This window comes from Microbulbifer agarilyticus (genome assembly GCF_001999945.1).
In the GTDB taxonomy this organism is placed as follows: Bacteria; Pseudomonadota; Gammaproteobacteria; order Pseudomonadales; family Cellvibrionaceae; genus Microbulbifer; species Microbulbifer agarilyticus_A.
The window spans coordinates 2,883,720-2,900,000 of sequence record NZ_CP019650.1 but is presented as its reverse complement, the minus strand read 5'-3'; the positions used below and the strand labels follow the sequence as shown (position 1 = coordinate 2,900,000).

At 56.5% G+C, this 16,281-nt stretch carries 11 protein-coding genes, 1 tRNA gene and 2 rRNA genes (1 of these 14 cut by a window edge); 8 read left to right on the top strand and 6 right to left on the bottom strand.

Annotation, left to right across the window (positions count from 1 at the left end):
- Both Mag101_RS12070 and rrf read left to right on the top strand, forming a co-directional pair.
- Positions 1-1,177, top strand: a 23S ribosomal RNA gene (locus tag Mag101_RS12070); it begins 1,708 nt to the left of the window's first position.
- A gap of 205 nt (positions 1,178-1,382) precedes the next feature.
- Positions 1,383-1,498: ribosomal RNA gene (gene rrf, locus Mag101_RS12065) — 5S ribosomal RNA — on the top strand.
- 458 nt (positions 1,499-1,956) lie between these two features.
- On the opposite strand, the gene Mag101_RS12060 is transcribed toward rrf, so the two are convergent.
- Positions 1,957-2,043: transfer RNA gene (locus Mag101_RS12060), tRNA-Leu, on the bottom strand.
- Between the two features lie 140 nt (positions 2,044-2,183).
- On the opposite strand from Mag101_RS12060, the gene queA reads away from it, so the two are divergent.
- The 4 genes from queA to secF all read left to right on the top strand — a co-directional run bounded on the left by queA (position 2,184) and on the right by secF (position 7,476).
- Entirely contained in the window at positions 2,184-3,251 is a 1,068-nt protein-coding gene (gene queA, locus Mag101_RS12055) for a tRNA preQ1(34) S-adenosylmethionine ribosyltransferase-isomerase QueA (RefSeq protein WP_077405309.1), read from the top strand.
- A gap of 47 nt (positions 3,252-3,298) precedes the next feature.
- The gene (gene tgt / locus Mag101_RS12050; protein WP_077408281.1) at positions 3,299-4,432 is read left to right on the top strand and encodes a tRNA guanosine(34) transglycosylase Tgt; all 1,134 of its coding nucleotides are present in this window, start codon (positions 3,299-3,301) and stop codon (positions 4,430-4,432) included.
- A 160-nt stretch (positions 4,433-4,592) separates the two neighbouring features.
- Positions 4,593-6,461 carry a protein translocase subunit SecD gene (gene secD, locus Mag101_RS12045; RefSeq protein ID WP_077405306.1) on the top strand — a complete coding sequence of 623 codons (1,869 nt, stop codon included), beginning with the start codon at positions 4,593-4,595 and terminating at the stop codon, positions 6,459-6,461.
- A 10-nt stretch (positions 6,462-6,471) separates the two neighbouring features.
- On the top strand, positions 6,472-7,476 hold the full coding sequence (gene secF / locus Mag101_RS12040; protein WP_077405303.1) for a protein translocase subunit SecF: 1,005 nt from the start codon (positions 6,472-6,474) through the stop codon (positions 7,474-7,476).
- A gap of 140 nt (positions 7,477-7,616) precedes the next feature.
- Here secF and Mag101_RS12035 read toward each other — a convergent pair whose 3' ends face one another.
- The 5 genes from Mag101_RS12035 to pyrC form a co-directional block, all read right to left on the bottom strand.
- Entirely contained in the window at positions 7,617-7,814 is a 198-nt protein-coding gene (locus tag Mag101_RS12035; protein WP_077405300.1) for a hypothetical protein, read from the bottom strand.
- 194 nt (positions 7,815-8,008) lie between these two features.
- The gene (locus tag Mag101_RS12030; RefSeq protein WP_077405297.1) at positions 8,009-10,051 is read right to left on the bottom strand and encodes an alpha/beta hydrolase family esterase; all 2,043 of its coding nucleotides are present in this window, start codon (positions 10,049-10,051) and stop codon (positions 8,009-8,011) included.
- Positions 10,052-10,234: 183 nt separating this feature from the next.
- Positions 10,235-11,173, bottom strand: a complete 939-nt coding sequence (locus tag Mag101_RS12025; RefSeq protein WP_077405294.1) for an alpha/beta hydrolase family esterase — start codon at positions 11,171-11,173, stop codon at positions 10,235-10,237.
- 116 nt (positions 11,174-11,289) lie between these two features.
- Positions 11,290-11,991, bottom strand: a complete 702-nt coding sequence (rnt, locus tag Mag101_RS12020; RefSeq protein ID WP_077405291.1) for a ribonuclease T — start codon at positions 11,989-11,991, stop codon at positions 11,290-11,292.
- Positions 11,992-12,041: 50 nt separating this feature from the next.
- The gene (gene pyrC / locus Mag101_RS12015) at positions 12,042-13,079 is read right to left on the bottom strand and encodes a dihydroorotase (RefSeq protein ID WP_077405288.1); all 1,038 of its coding nucleotides are present in this window, start codon (positions 13,077-13,079) and stop codon (positions 12,042-12,044) included.
- 367 nt (positions 13,080-13,446) lie between these two features.
- Between pyrC and Mag101_RS12010 the strand changes: the two genes are divergently transcribed.
- Both Mag101_RS12010 and ccoN read left to right on the top strand, forming a co-directional pair.
- Positions 13,447-14,667 carry an argininosuccinate synthase gene (locus tag Mag101_RS12010; RefSeq protein ID WP_077405285.1) on the top strand — a complete coding sequence of 407 codons (1,221 nt, stop codon included), beginning with the start codon at positions 13,447-13,449 and terminating at the stop codon, positions 14,665-14,667.
- Positions 14,668-14,811: 144 nt separating this feature from the next.
- Positions 14,812-16,272, top strand: coding sequence for a cytochrome-c oxidase, cbb3-type subunit I (gene ccoN, locus Mag101_RS12005; protein ID WP_077405282.1), 1,461 nt, complete (start codon positions 14,812-14,814; stop codon positions 16,270-16,272).
- The last annotated feature ends 9 nt before the right edge of the window (positions 16,273-16,281 follow it).

Here is a 16,281-nt window from a genome sequence, read left to right as displayed (position 1 = left end):
CTTGCTCCCTAAGCTGAGGCCGGTCGAAGTGACCAGGTGGCTGCGACTGTTTATTAAAAACATAGCACTCTGCAAACACGTAAGTGGACGTATAGGGTGTGACGCCTGCCCGGTGCCGGAAGGTTAATTGATGGGGTTAGCTTCGGCGAAGCTCTTGATCGAAGCCCCGGTAAACGGCGGCCGTAACTATAACGGTCCTAAGGTAGCGAAATTCCTTGTCGGGTAAGTTCCGACCTGCACGAATGGCGTAACGATGGCCACGCTGTCTCCACCAGAGACTCAGTGAAATTGAAATCGCTGTTAAGATGCAGTGTACCCGCGGCTAGACGGAAAGACCCCGTGAACCTTTACTACAGCTTTGCACTGAACTTTGAGCCTATTTGTGTAGGATAGGTGGGAGGCTTTGAAACTGTGACGCTAGTTGCAGTGGAGCCATCCTTGAAATACCACCCTGGTATGTTTGAGGTTCTAACTCTGGTCCGTTATCCGGATCGAGGACAGTGTATGGTGGGTAGTTTGACTGGGGCGGTCTCCTCCCAAAGAGTAACGGAGGAGTACGAAGGTGCACTCAGCATGGTCGGAAATCATGCAATGAGCATAATGGTATAAGTGCGCTTGACTGCGAGTCAGACATGACGAGCAGGTACGAAAGTAGGTCATAGTGATCCGGTGGTTCTGTATGGAAGGGCCATCGCTCAACGGATAAAAGGTACTCCGGGGATAACAGGCTGATACCGCCCAAGAGTTCACATCGACGGCGGTGTTTGGCACCTCGATGTCGGCTCATCACATCCTGGGGCTGAAGCCGGTCCCAAGGGTATGGCTGTTCGCCATTTAAAGTGGTACGCGAGCTGGGTTTAGAACGTCGTGAGACAGTTCGGTCCCTATCTGCCGTGGGCGTTGGAAATTTGAGAAGAGTTGCTCCTAGTACGAGAGGACCGGAGTGAACGAACCTCTGGTGTTCGGGTTGTCACGCCAGTGGCATTGCCCGGTAGCTATGTTCGGACGGGATAACCGCTGAAAGCATCTAAGCGGGAAGCCTCCTTCAAGATTAGATTTCCCTGACTCCTTGAGAGTCCTAAAGGGCCGTGGAAGACTACCACGTTGATAGGCTGGGTGTGGAAGCGTTGTGAGGCGTTGAGCTAACCAGTACTAATTGCCCGTGCGGCTTGACCATACAACAGAGATGGTTACTAACGATTACTGATCGGATGATCAGTGGATTGTGCGCAAGAAGAGACATACGTTCTTGCGGTGTATTACTACAGAATGTTTTACCGACTTATTTGGGGTTATCGCCGGTCGCAAGACCGAGGCAAACAGCGATAACAGGCAGCGCAGAGCAGAAAGCTCATAAGACCAGTCCAACCCAAGCCAGTTTGCCTGACGACCATAGAGTTGTGGAACCACCTGATCCCTTGCCGAACTCAGAAGTGAAACGCAACATCGCCGATGGTAGTGTGGGGATTCCCCATGTGAGAGTAGGTCATCGTCAGGCTTCTAAATAAAAAAAGGGCCACCCATTTGGGTGGCCCTTTTTTTATTTGGGATACGGTGAGCTACTGCCACTACCACGCAGCGCAAAGCGCTGCCATGTGAGCGGTCGTGCGCGACCCCGGCCGCACCAAAGGTGCGAAGGCACGGGCGCCGAAAGGCGTCGCGCAGCGATGGCGAGCGCAGCTCGACACCCAGTGTAGGTCACCGGCCTTGCAGCAAGTGCACCTTAGCTAATAGTTGATTCAGTTGAGGGGAGCGTGGGTGATGAAGAAATATATAGGATGTTGTGACACTGGCCCGAGGCCGGACTGATCACATCGGCTACGTCGATGTGCCTCTGCGGGCGCCTGGCGGCGTCCCAACCGCTGGCGCGGTTGGTCGAACCGAGTACCGGGCTCGCCGGCTTCCATTACCAAACAAAAAAGCCCTGACTGCTCGCGCAATCAGGGCTTTTTTGTTTGGTACCAGAGGCCGGACTCGAACCGGCACACCCGTTAAGGCGGGGGATTTTGAATCCCCTGTGTCTACCAATTTCACCACTCTGGCAGTTTCACTAACCGCCATAAAGGTCGGTCAGGAAAGGACGATGATTATAGCGATGAGTTGTGGATGGTCAACCAAATTTGGCTGTGGAAGTGGTTTCCGTTACTCTTCGCGGCCGATTGATTAATGCCTAGACTGAACTGATGCAACGCCAGGACTTTTATTTTGATTTGCCCGAATCGCTGATCGCAAAGGCGCCCACAGCGGAGCGCCGCGGCAGTCGCCTTTTGTGTCTGGATGGCACAACCGGGGCGCTGGGTCACCGCCAATTTGCGGAGTTACCGGATCTGATTGCGCCCGGGGATTTGCTGGTATTCAACGATACCCGTGTGATTCCGGCACGTCTTTTTGGCCAGAAAGCGAGCGGCGGTAAACTTGAGATCCTGATTGAGCGCGTGCTCGACGAGCATCGTGCACTGGCACATATCCGCTCCAGTAAATCGCCCAAGCCTGGCAGTGAAATTTTTCTCGAGGACGGCTCCCGTCTGTCGATGGTTGCACGCCACGACGCGCTGTTCGAATTGGAGTTTCCCGCCGAAGGGGTGCTCCCTGTACTTGAGCGCCAGGGACATATGCCTTTGCCGCCGTATATCGACCGTGAAGATACGGAAACGGACAAAGACCGCTACCAGACGGTATACAGTCGTAACGCGGGTGCAGTAGCAGCGCCGACCGCTGGTCTGCATTTTGATGACGAGATGATTCAGTCGTTGCGGGACAAGGGTGTGGATACTGCATTCGTTACCCTGCATGTGGGCGCCGGCACCTTCCAGCCGGTGCGAGTGGATGATATCAACACGCACAAGATGCACAGTGAAATACTGGATGTGTCTGCTGAGGTGTGTGATGCGGTGAAAGCCTGCCGTGCTCGTGGAGGCAAGGTAATTGCCGTTGGTACGACGAGTGTGCGCGCGCTGGAAAGTGCCGCGGTCAGCGGCCAGCTCAAGCCGACTCAGGGCGAGACCGAGATCTTCATTTATCCCGGCTATGACTTCCGCGTGGTGGATCGCTTGATCACCAATTTTCATTTGCCGGAATCGACCCTGTTGATGCTGGTGAGTGCGTTTGCCGGTTACAACAACGCGATGAATGCCTACCGACAGGCGGTTGCCGAAGAGTATCGTTTCTTCAGTTATGGCGACGCGATGCTGATTGAACGCAACCCGGCAGTCGATCCCGCTGAGGTGGGCGCTGGGCAAGCGGACGACTGAGTTCCACACAGAGTTTGAATTAAGTGGTTTTGGATGAGGAGAAAGCCTTGAGCCGCGAATGTTTTATGAAGTTTGAGCTGGATACCACCGACGGCAAGGCCCGTCGGGGGCGGCTGCATTTTCCTCGTGGCACGGTGGAAACCCCGGCATTTATGCCTGTTGGAACCTATGGCACCGTAAAAGGGATGCTACCGCGTGATGTTGAGGACATTGGTGCTCACATCATTCTCGGCAATACTTTCCACCTGATGCTGCGACCGGGTACCGAGGTGATCAAGGCCCACGGTAGCCTGCATGAGTTTATGCAGTGGAAGGGCCCTATACTCACCGATTCCGGAGGCTTTCAGGTATTCAGCCTTGGCAAGATGCGCAAGATCAGCGAGGAGGGGGTTTCCTTCAAGTCGCCGGTAGATGGCAGCCCGGTATTTGTTGGTCCCGAAGAGTCGATGCAGGTACAGAAGGACCTGGGTTCCGACGTGGTGATGATCTTTGACGAGTGCACTCCATATCCGGCGACCACGGACGAAGCGCGCAAGTCCATGGAGTTGTCCCTGCGCTGGGCCAAGCGCTCTAAAGACGCCCATGGGGATAGCCCGTCGGCGCTGTTTGGCATCGTCCAGGGTGGTATGTATCCCGAGTTGCGGGACGTGTCCCTTGCCGGGCTTACCGATATTGGCTTTGATGGCTACGCCATTGGGGGGCTCTCCGTAGGCGAGCCAAAAGAGGAGATGATCAAGGTTCTCGATCATCTGGCGCACAAGATGCCGGCGGACAAGCCGCGTTATCTGATGGGTGTGGGTAAGCCGGAAGACCTGGTGGAAGGCGTACGCCGGGGTGTGGATATGTTTGATTGCGTGATGCCGACGCGCAATGCCCGCAACGGACACCTGTTTACCTTCGAGGGTGTGGTCAAGATTCGCAATGCCAAGCACCGCCACGACACTGGGCCACTGGAGGAAGGGTGTGATTGCTACACCTGTGAGAACTTCTCCCGCAGCTACCTGCACCATCTGGACAAATGCGGCGAGATTCTCGGTTCCCAGCTGAATACGATCCACAACCTGCGACACTATCAGCGCCTGATGCAACGGTTACGCGATGCCATTGCGGCGGGTACCCTCGAGGAGTATGTGGCGTCTTTCTATGCGGGATTGGGGCGTCCGGTGCCCCCGCTGGACTAAATTGCCGGGCGGCAATTTGTGCCACCTGATGATCCCCGTATAATCAGCTCGCAATTCTGTACGGTAGCGCTCGCGCCTTGTATTTGGGCGCGGGGGCCGCATATCGTTAGTTACCAAAAAAACGTGCCCGACAACGGGCCATTCCAACAATGAGAACAGCATGAATCGCTTCCCACTCTGGAAATATATCCTGATTCTGATCATCGTCGGATTGGGGTTGCTGTACGCCTCCCCGAATCTGTATCGCCCGGATCCGGCCGTACAGATCTCCGGTCAGTCCAGTGCCCTGAAAATTGATCAGAATGTACTCAGTGAAGCCCAGAAATCCTTGGATGACGCGGGAATCGCGTATTTCGGCGGAGAGGTACAGGACAAGTCTGTACTGCTGCGTCTGAAGTCCATCGAAGAGCAGCTGCCAGCCAAGCGCGCTATTCAGGAGGCGCTCGGCCATAGCGACTACGTGGTGGCACTGAACCTGGCGCCCACCACTCCAGAGTGGTTGAGTAATCTGGGGGCGAGCCCGATGAAGCTGGGTCTCGACCTGGCCGGTGGTGTGCACTTCCTGATGGAAGTGGATACCAACTCCATCGTTAAAACCAATATGGAAGGTTATGTTTCCGACGTGAAGTCCAAGCTGCGCGCAGCCAAAGCGCGTTACCGCAGTGTGGAGTTGGAAAATGATCGTGAAATTGTGGCTCGTTTCCGTAGTGATGAGTTGCGTACTCTGGGTATGCGTACTCTGCGCAGTGAGTTTCCCACCCTGCAGCTGACCGAAACTGGTGGCGGCAGCAATCTTGAGATCCGCGCAACCCTGGCCGACCAGGAGATCAAGCAACTCGAAGACTATGCGGTTACCCAGAACCTCACCACCCTGCGCAATCGTGTGAATGAGCTGGGTGTGGCCGAGCCGATCGTACAGCGTCAGGGCCGCAACCGTATCGTGGTAGAGCTGCCCGGTGTTCAGGACACCGCGGAAGCCAAGCGTATCATCGGTAAGACTGCCAACCTGGAATACCGTATGGAAGCGCGCCAGGATGCCCTGGTCACCAATAAAGAATATTTCGAATTCCGTAATGAGCAGGAGCGTGCGGCCTACGGTGGAGCCTGGCTCGAGCGCAAACTCATTATTTCCGGTGAGCGCGTTACCGACGCTCGGGTTGGTTACGATGAGAGCGGCTTCCCACAGGTAAATATCACCCTGGACTCTCGCGGTGGCGAGTTGATGCACCGCGCTACCTGGAAAAATGTTGGCCGCCGCATGGGTACGCTGTTCGTAGAGAGCCGCTTTACCCCGGAGACCCAAGTTGACGCAGAGGGCAATGAAGTCACCGTTCAGGTGCGCACCGATGATAAGAAGATCATCAGTCTTGCCACTGTGCAGAGCCCCCTCGGCCGACAGTTCCGTACCACCGGTCTGGGAAGTCCCGCGGAAGCACAGGAGCTGGCTCTGCTGCTGCGTTCTGGTGCACTCGCTGCCCCCATGTACTTTGTCGAAGAGCGTGTAATCGGCCCGTCCCTGGGTGCGGATAACATCAAGGTCGGCGTGACTTCGGTACAGATCGGCCTGGCGGCCGTTGTGCTGTGTATGCTGATCTTCTACCGCGTATTTGGTTTGGCTGCGAATATCGCCCTGGCAACCAACTTGATCCTGCTGGTAGCGGTGATGTCGATTCTAGGCGCCACTCTGACCTTGCCGGGTATCGCGGGTATGGTACTGACCATCGGTATGGCGGTGGATGCCAACGTGTTGATCTTCTCGAGGATACGGGAGGAATTGCGCAATGGCTTGCCGCCACAATCGGCCATTAATGCGGGCTTTGACAACGCCTACAGCGCCATTGTCGACGCCAACCTCACCACCCTGATTGTCGCGGTCATTCTGTATGCCATTGGCTCCGGGCCTGTGCAGGGCTTCGCAGTAACCCTGTCGATCGGTATTCTGACTTCCATGTTCAGTGCCATCATGGGTACCCGCGCGTTGATCAACCTGTTCTACGGCGGCCGCCGTGTTCAGAAACTGTGGATTTAAGGGGACGGTGATGAGTAGTAATACCAAAGAAGAGAACGGAAAAATCACCGAGTACATGGGCAAGCGCGTGTACGACTTCATGCGCTGGCGCAAAGTTGCCGCAGCCATGTCTTTTGTCCTGGTGATTGCGTCAGTGATTGCACTGGCGATGAATGGTCTGAAACTCGGCCTGGACTTTACCGGTGGTACCCAGATTGAAGTGGGCTATCAGAATGCACCACAGATCGCCGATGTACGCAGTCAGCTGCAACAAGCGGGCTATGACGGTGCCGAAGTGGTGCGCTTTGGCTCCGACAGCGAGCTACTGATCAAGCTGCCACCGGAAGTTGCTCAGCAGCAGACGCAACAGAACGCCCGTGACGCAGAAGCAACCAACTCCATTGGCGACAAGGTTGTTGGCGTGCTGCGTCAGGGTAGTGATGGTGGTGTCGACCTGCGTCGTGTGGAAATGGTGGGGCCGAAAATTGGTGAAGAGCTGCGCGACGATGGTGGCCTGGGGATGCTGTTTGCGCTGGCAGTGGTGATGGCGTATGTGGCCCTACGCTTCCAGTACAAGTTCGCCATTGGTGCGGTGGTCGCCTTGATCCACGACGTGATTATTGTGCTTGGCTTCTTCGCGATCCTGCAGCTCGACTTCGACTTAACCGTACTGGCTGCGGTGCTGGCGGTGATTGGTTACTCGATTAATGACACCATCGTGGTGTATGACCGCATACGCGAGAACTTCCGCAAGGTGCGTCAGGCGGAGCCTGCCGAGGTGATTAATATCTCCATGAGCCAGACCCTGAGCCGTACCTTCATGACGTCCTTCACCACTTTGCTGGTGCTCTGGGCTCTGCAGTTCTTCGGGGGTGAGTTGATCCACAACTTCTCCCTGGCACTGATTGTCGGTGTGATTATCGGTACCTTCTCTTCTGTGTACGTTGCCGCAAACACCTTGATGGCGATGAATATCAGCAAGGAAGACCTGATGCCGCCGGTGAAAGAGGGTGCGGACCTGGATGAAATGCCGTAGTCACGCGGAAAAGACAGACACAAAAAAGGCGGGGCTAACCCCGCCTTTTTTGTGTCTCCTTGCCTCGCCGTTAGTGACGGATCAGGCCTCCGCTGGTTTTTCTTACACGCCGGCGGAAAGCTGATGAGGCAAGGGCAGGATTAGCTGCGCGGCTTTTTGCCCAATGTGATGTGCTTGGGACCAGAGGTGTTGGTCTGGCCGCTGACGCCCTTGGGTACCTGTTCAATTTCGCCGCCATTGGCCAAGAAGGCTTGTACCTGAGCTTCGATGGCTTCGCGCGACTCTGTAGAAACAGCTTCCTTACTGCGTTTGTTAGCGCCAGATGCTTTTTTAGCCACTATTCTTTCCACTTTTTATGCATGAACGGCAGATAATACCGCATTTTGTGCAAAAAATCACCCGCCAGTACGCTCATCTGTTTAAATGGTGTACGAAGCGGCTAAGTCTGCTACAGCTTTCCCTGCCCCAGAAACGTTAAAGGCCTGATTTCTCAGGCCTTTTTCTCCGTTATTTGGGACTACTCAGCTATTGCTCAGGGGCAGTTGCCCTGTTCGTAATAGTCCGGTCCGGTTTCAGCCAAGGTGGTGGTAAAAAAGATGTTGTACAGACCGAGGTTGTCGCCAGAACCGAGTGCATAGACGTAGCCGCCACTGGTGGTAGCGCGCCCGGCTGTCACATGGCTGTAGTTATTGGCGGTGTACTCGGTACATGCATGCTCACCGCCACCACTGCTGCTACTGCCACTGCCGCCGCTAGAGCTGCTAGAAGAGCTGGAGGAGCTGGAGGAGCTGCTACTCGAAGAGCTGCTGCCGCCGGAACTACCGCTACCGCCAGAACTGCTGGAGGAGCTGCTGGAGGAACTGCTACTGGAAGAGCTACTGCTGCCTGAACTGCTGCCACCGGTGGAACAGGCTTGCTGAGGCCCGTTGCACGAGGCATCGTTATCCTGCCACTGGCACATGCCGCCACCCACTGACTTCTCATCCAGGCGGAATGCGGCGGTGCTGTACTCCAGATAACAGTTGGCGTAGTTGGTGTAGTCCAGACGCGTCGCCGCAATGTGCTCATCCAGAGTAGCGGTAACACCGGCATCAGCGACGAAGCTTACGCTGGCACTGCTGCTGAGACCGCTTAAGTCGGATGCGGTTACGGTGGCGCTGCCCTGGCCGCCGGGCAAACCACACTGTTGGCCGGAAAAGGTTGTACCTGTTACGCCTGCGGCGATATTGCCATTGCTGAAGGCAATACTCACGTTATCCAGGTCCAAGTTCTGATCGACCACGGTGCCGGTTACGGTGACACACTGGCCATCTACCGCCGCTGCCAAGTCACTGAGCTCGGGAGCGGTGGGAGGAGGCGCGGGACCAACACGAACAGTGGATACGTAGCTTTCGCTTGCCGCACCCTCGTTGTCCGTTGCGGAAATGGATACCTCGTACAGCCCATCCACCAGCGTCATGCTGCTTAGGGAGAAATAACCACTGGCATCAACAGTACCACTCACGGAGTCACTGGCAGGGCCCTCAAAAGTGGCGTCAACACTGCTCACACTGCCTTCCGCGTCTATTGCAGTACCGCTCACCGTGATCAGGCTACCGCTGGACGTCACAGCAATGTTGCTGAGCTCCGGCCCCTGGTTGCGGTCAACGCGCTGGTTGTTGTCGGCAAAGTACTGGCCGAGATAGCGGCCGTAGTTAATTCCGTTGCCGTTCACATAGCTACCGCTGGCGCCCTGTCCGCCGGACCAGGCGTGATCCACTCCATTCAGCCACAGCATGGATACTCTTGAGTCTTGCCACAGGGTTTCCGCGGCGGTGCGTCCATTGTCGGTATAGGTGTTGGTGCCAGACAGTTCGCTAACGCCATACACGCCGGCCATGCCTTCGGCATTCTGCCGGTTGTAGCAGTCGTCGACGGTGGTGTCGCTGGTGCCGTGGGCGATGGAGGCTATTTGGGTGTCGAAGTGGCTCGCATAGCTGCCGGCATAGGAATTACAGCGGCTGGTGACGTTGGCGGTCTCACAACTACCGATGGCGCCATTGGAGCTGGTGCCAATACTGGGGCCGGCACTGATACCCATACCGGCGAAGATGTCGGGGGCGATACAGGCGGTTGTGTTGGCAAATGCAGCGCCAGACGATAGTCCGGCGATATACACCTGATCCGCGTCAATGTTACGCGCGGCGTCGCCAGTCATGGTATTGGCCAGATTGATCAGGTTGGCATAGTCTCCCGCGGTGCGTGTGCGTGCTCCTTGCCAATACGACCAGCAGCTAAAGCCGGCCTTGTTTACTGCATCGGGAACCGCAACCACCATGCCGTATTCTTCTGCCGCATCTTCCAAGTTCGCGGTCAGGTAGGCATCAATGGACTGTGTGCAGCCATGCAGCACCACCAGCAGGGATTTTCCGTTGCCGATGGGGGATACGGAATCGGGGGTGTAAATGTGCACTCGGTTGAAGCCACCGATGGCCACATTCTGTTGCCAGCTACCCGCGTATACTGTACCTGCGCCGAGTAGCATGGATAGCCCCAGGCTCGCGCCCAGGAGTTTTCTCTCTTTTGTTATTGTCATCGCTTTCACCTTTATATTTTTATAGGAAGCGATACGAGACTAGCGGGGCCCCATAACAGTGCATATCCGACTTAGGTATGGGTTGGCGGCAGGGGTAACCTCTGTGTGAAACATCGGTCGTATGTCAAAGAATTCGGGGGTGGGGAAGGTGGGGCTGCGGGTGCAGCCCCACGGAATCGGCGTTCAGTCAGGTTGTACGCGCTTGTTGTTTTCAGAGAAGAACTTGCCGAGGTAGCGGGCATAGCTCACGCCATCTGAACTGATGAAGCGCCCCTCCGCACCTTCGCCACCCGCCCAGGCGTGCCCGACTTCATTCAGCCAGACCATGGATACACGTCCGTCTTCCCACAGGGTTTCACTCGCGGTGCGGTCACCCTCTGAGTAAGTGTTGGTGCTTGGGACCTTTTCTACCCCGTAGAGATCTGCCATTCCCTCCGCATTCTGCGCGTTGTAGCAGTGATCCACGGTGGAGTCTTCGGTGCCGTGCGCCACAGAAGTGATCTGGGTGGCAAAGTGTGTATCGAACTCACCCGCATAGGTCGCGCATCGATTTGCCACATCGGCGGTCTCACAAAAACCGAGTGCACCCTTGGGGCTGGTGCCAATGCTGGGGCCGGCACTGACACCCATGCCGGCAAACACGTCTGGCGCGAGGCAGGCGGTAGTGTTGGCAAAAACGGCGCCGGAAGAGACGCCCGCGATGTAAACCTGATTGGGGTCGATGCCTTGGTCGCTGTCGCTGCCCAGGCTCGAGGCCAGCTCGATCAAGTTCTTGTAGTCCCCCGCCGTACGGGAGCGCTCACCCTGCCAGTAGGACCAGCAGCTAAAGCCGGCCTTGTTTGCCGCGTCGGGCAGGGCGATCACCATGCCAAATTCATCGGCGGCGCGCTCCAGGTTGGCATCCAGGTAATTGTCGATGGGCTGCACGCACCCGTGCAATAGCACCAGCAAGGAGCGGCCATTGCCGATGGGGGAAGTGGTTTCTGGAGTGTAGATGTGTACGTTTTCGAATCCGCCAATCGCCACATCTTTTTGCCAGGTGCCGGCGATTGCGTTGCCGCTTAGCAGCAAGGACAGCCCGAGCGGCGCTGCCAGATACTTGCGGAGGGAGGAAATGTTCATCGTACTCACCCTAATTTCGTTGTTAGCGCTCCAGCCTAGCGGCGGGATTTTAACGGCGACATACGACTAAGGTATGAGGTGCAGTGAGCCTGCGACAATGGTTGCTCAGGGGTTGCTCAGGTGTCGGCGGTGTCGCCTTCTTCTCCGGCGTCTCCGTCACCGTCGACGGGCGCATCGGCCAGCGGCCAGCCGCCCAGGTCGCGCCAGCGATTAACGATGCCACAGAAGAGCTCGGCGGTTTTCTCCGCATCGTATTCCGCGGAGTGGGCGCTGCTGTTGTCGAAGGGGATTCCGGCGGTCTGACAGGCTTTGGCTAACACGGTTTGGCCATAGGCAAGTCCGGCCAGAGTTGCGGTATCCAGGCACGAGAAGGGGTGAAATGGGTTGCGCTTCAGGCCACAGCGGGCCACCGCGGCATTGATAAACCCGAGATCGAAGTGGGCGTTGTGCGCAACCATGATTGCGCGGGTGCAGCTGTGTGCCTTGATGGCGCGACGGATATGCCGGAACAGTTCGGGCAGGGCGATCTCTTCGGGCCAGGCGTCACGGTCCGGCGAATCCAGGTCCACACCGATAAAGTCCAGTGCAGACTGTTCGATATTGGCACCTTCAAAGGGCTCGATATGGAAACTGTGGGTCTCTTCCGCAAACAGGGTGCCGGATTCATCCATATTCAGGATGACCGCAGAAACTTCCAGCAGGGCATCGGTGCGAGCGTTGAAGCCCGCCGTTTCCAGATCCAGGACGATCGGAAGGAATCCCCGGAATCGTTGTGCCAGGAGGCTTTTGGGGCCGGAGGGCGTTTCTGCTGGTGTCACGGGAATCCTGAAGTCTTAATCAATCACAAATTAGCGGGCGGCAACCGGGATCAAACCCGGCGCCAATTCAACGTTTCGCCGGCGGCCAGCGGGATCAGTGCGTCGTCACCCATTTGCAGGCCGGAGGGCAGGGTCCACGGCTCGCGTACCAGGGTAATGGTATCGGAGTTGCGCGGCAGGCCGTAGAAGTCCGGGCCGAATTCACTGGCAAAGCCTTCCAGTTTGTCGAGTTTACCGGCGCGTTCGAAGGCTTCGGCGTAGAGCTCGATGGCACTGAACGCGGTGTAACAGCCGGCGCACCCACAGGAGCTTTCCTTCTTCCCCTGAATATGTGGGGCGGAATCTGTGCCCAGGAAAAACTTGGGACTGCCACTGGTAGCCGCCTCAATCAGCGCCGTCTGATGTGAGTTGCGCTTGAGAATCGGCAGACAGTAATAGTGAGGGCGGATACCGCCCACCAGCATGTGATTGCGATTGTACAGCAAGTGGTGCGCGGTAATGGTCGCGGCGATGCCCTCGCGGGCCTGGCTGACAAACTCAACGGCGTGCGATGTGGTGATATGTTCGAGCACGATCTTCAGGGTAGGGAAGTCGTCGACAACCGGGCCCAGAATATTCTCGATAAACACGCGCTCGCGGTCGAAGATATCGATATCCGCGCTGGTGACCTCTCCGTGCAGCAGCAGATTCATGCCGCATTCCTGCATCGCTTCCAGCGCCGGGTAAATGTTGGCGATATCGGTAACGCCGGAGTCGGAGTTGGTGGTGGCGCCGGCCGGATAGAGCTTGGCGGCTACCACACCTGCGGCGTGGGCCTGCTTGACTACTTCGGCAGTGGTGTTGTCGGTCAGGTAGATTACCATCAGCGGGGTGAACGGGTTGTCTGCGGGGACTGCCGCTTCAATGCGCGCTTTATAGGCCAGCGCATCATCCGCATTCACCACCGGGGGTACCAGGTTCGGCATGATGATCGCTCGGCGGAACTGGTCTGCGGCGTCACCAACGGTGCGGGTCAGTGCCTCGCCATCGCGCAAATGGATGTGCCAGTCGTCTGGTGCTCGCAGGGTAATTTGCTGTTTGGAATCCACCGAATATCTCCTCCCGGATTGAACGCGGCGCCGATGCTACCCGAAGCGCCAAAAAATTGCGAAAACTGTGGTAAATGCCTCTTCGGTGCACAGTTTGGGTGTAAAGTGACCAGCGTATTCCGCCTGCCAATAATCACTATTTGCGGAGGCCCGGTATGGTGCTGGCCGTAGGGCCTTCTAGGCGCTACAATCCCGCCCCGAAAAAACGCGGCCTCTCCGCGACGACTGGGCACACATCCAAAAATAATCCCCCCCAGAACGAGATTTCCCGCAGGTGATCGCATTTTCCTGAGGGGGTACGTTTGTGGTTAGCAGTTGTGTCCGGATCATCGCCCAGGACTGAGGGCTTACTGTACAGAGGATAGTAATGAGCAAGATCGACAAGGTGGTATTGGCGTATTCCGGTGGTCTCGACACTTCGGTGATCGTGCGCTGGCTGCAAGATACTTATGGATGTGAGGTCGTTACCTTTACCGCCGATATCGGTCAGGGTGAAGAAGTAGAGCCCGCGCGCGCCAAGGCGGAAGCCCTGGGTGTCAAAGAAATCTACATCGATGACCTGCGCGAAGAGTTCGTGCGCGATTATGTATTCCCGATGTTCCGCGCCAACACCATCTATGAAGGTGAGTACCTGCTGGGTACCTCTATCGCGCGCCCGCTGATCGCCAAGCGCCTGATCGAGATTGCCAACGAAACCGGTGCCGATGCGATTTCCCACGGTGCTACCGGTAAAGGTAATGACCAGGTGCGCTTCGAGCTGGGTGCCTATGCACTGAAACCGGGCATTCAGGTGATCGCCCCGTGGCGTGAGTGGGACCTGAACTCCCGCGAGAAGCTCATGGAATACTGCGCGCAGCACAACATCCCGGTGGATTTTTCCGGCAAGAAGAAAAAGTCCCCGTACTCCATGGACGCCAACCTGCTGCACATCTCCTACGAGGGCGGTGTGCTGGAAGAGCCGTGGGCCGAAGCCGAAGAAGATATGTGGCGCTGGAGTGTCAGCCCGGAAGCGGCTCCGGACAAGGCTACCTATATTACGCTGCAATTCGAAAACGGCGACCCGGTTGCCATCGACGGCGAGCGCATGAGCCCGGCGACCCTGCTGGAAACCCTGAATAAGCTGGGTGGCGCCAATGGTATTGGCCGTCTGGATATCGTCGAGAACCGTTACGTGGGTATGAAGTCCCGCGGCTGTTACGAAACTCCTGGTGGCACCATTTTGCTGAAAGCACACCGCGCCATTGAGTCCATCACTCTGGATCGCGAAGTGGCGCACTTGAAAGATGAACTGATGCCGCGCTACGCCAAGCTCATTTACAACGGTTACTGGTGGTCCCCGGAGCGCCGCATGCTGCAGGCGGCAATCGATGAGTCCCAGTCCGTAGTTAACGGCGAAGTGCGCCTGAAACTGTATAAAGGCAGCGTGACCGCGGTTGGCCGTCGCTCGGCCGACAGCCTGTTCGATGAGCGTATCGCGACCTTTGAAGATGATGCCGGCGCCTACGATCAGAAAGATGCCGAGGGCTTCATCAAATTGAATGCCCTGCGCCTGCGAATTGCCGCGGGTAAAGGTCGTGACTTGATCTAAATCAGTTGGGAAGGGCGATTACAGCGTATAAATCGTCTTCCCTGTGCCTACTCGGTCTAACGTGAAGGGAATAGCCACTACTTTAATTGGCGAATCCTGCACGTTTGACGGAAGCGAATTTTAAAAAGCAACGGAAGTTACACAATGACGACAACGGTGGCAGAGGCCGGCAAGTTGCCGGACTATGACTACAACATTGTGCGCCAGTTCACCATTATGTCGGTGGTCTGGGGCATTGTTGGAATGAGTGTGGGCGTATTGATCGCCGCTCAGCTGGCGTGGCCTGCACTGAATGACCTTTGGCAGCCATTCACGCACTTTGGCCGACTGCGCCCGCTACATACTAACGCGGTTATCTTCGCGTTCGGTGGTAGCGTGTTGTTCGCCACTTCCTACTATGTGGTGCAACGTACCTGTCAGGCCCGTCTTTGGGGTGGCTGGTTGATCCCGTTCACCTTCTGGGGCTGGCAAGTCGTCATTATCGCTGCGGCGATTACCTTGCCGCTGGGTATCACTTCTGCAAAAGAATATGCCGAACTGGAATGGCCGATCGACATCCTGATTGCGCTGGTCTGGATTGCCTACGGTTTGGTGTTTTTCGGGACGATTGTTAAGCGCCGCACCTCGCACATCTATGTGGCGAACTGGTTCTTCGGTGCCTTCATTATCACTGTTGCCGTTTTGCATATCGTTAATAGCATCGCCATTCCGGTGAGCACCTGGAAATCCTACTCTGCGTACGCGGGTACTACCGATGCCATGATTCAGTGGTGGTACGGGCACAATGCGGTGGGCTTTTTCCTGACGGCAGCGTTCCTGGGGATCATGTATTACTTCGTGCCCAAGCAGGCTGGTCGCCCGGTATATTCCTACCAGCTGTCCATCGTGCACTTCTGGGCGCTGATCTCTATTTACGTTTGGGCCGGTGGCCACCACCTGCATTACTCTGCCCTGCCTGACTGGACCCAGAGCCTGGCGATGATCATGTCCATTATCCTGCTGGCACCGTCCTGGGGCGGCATGATCAACGGTATCATGACCCTGTCCGGTGCATGGCATAAGCTGCGCACCGATCCGACCCTGCGCTTTCTGGTTGTGTCTCTGTCCTTTTACGGTATGTCTACCTTCGAAGGCCCGATGATGTCCATCAAGACCGTTAACGCACTGTCCCACAATACCGACTGGACCGTTGGCCACGTGCACTCCGGTGCCTTGGGTTGGGTAGCGATGATTTCTATCGGTGCCATTTATCACTTGGTCCCAATTCTGTGGAACCGCAAGGAAATGTTCAGCGTGAAGCTGGTTAACGCCCACTTCTGGCTCGCGACCATCGGCACCGTGCTGTACATCGCCGCCATGTGGGTGAACGGTATTACTCAGGGCCTGATGTGGCGTGCATTTAACGCCGATGGCACCCTGACCTACAGCTTCGTGGAAAGTGTGATTGCCAGTAAGCCGGGCTACATCGTTCGCTGGCTGGGCGGTGCAATCTTCACCTCTGGCATGTTGCTGATGGCGTACAACATCTTCCGTACCGTTACCGATGAGCCGAAAGAAGGCGAGGTTGGTCGCGATGAAAGTCTGCCTGTGGCAAAGAGTGTTTAAGGGGGATTG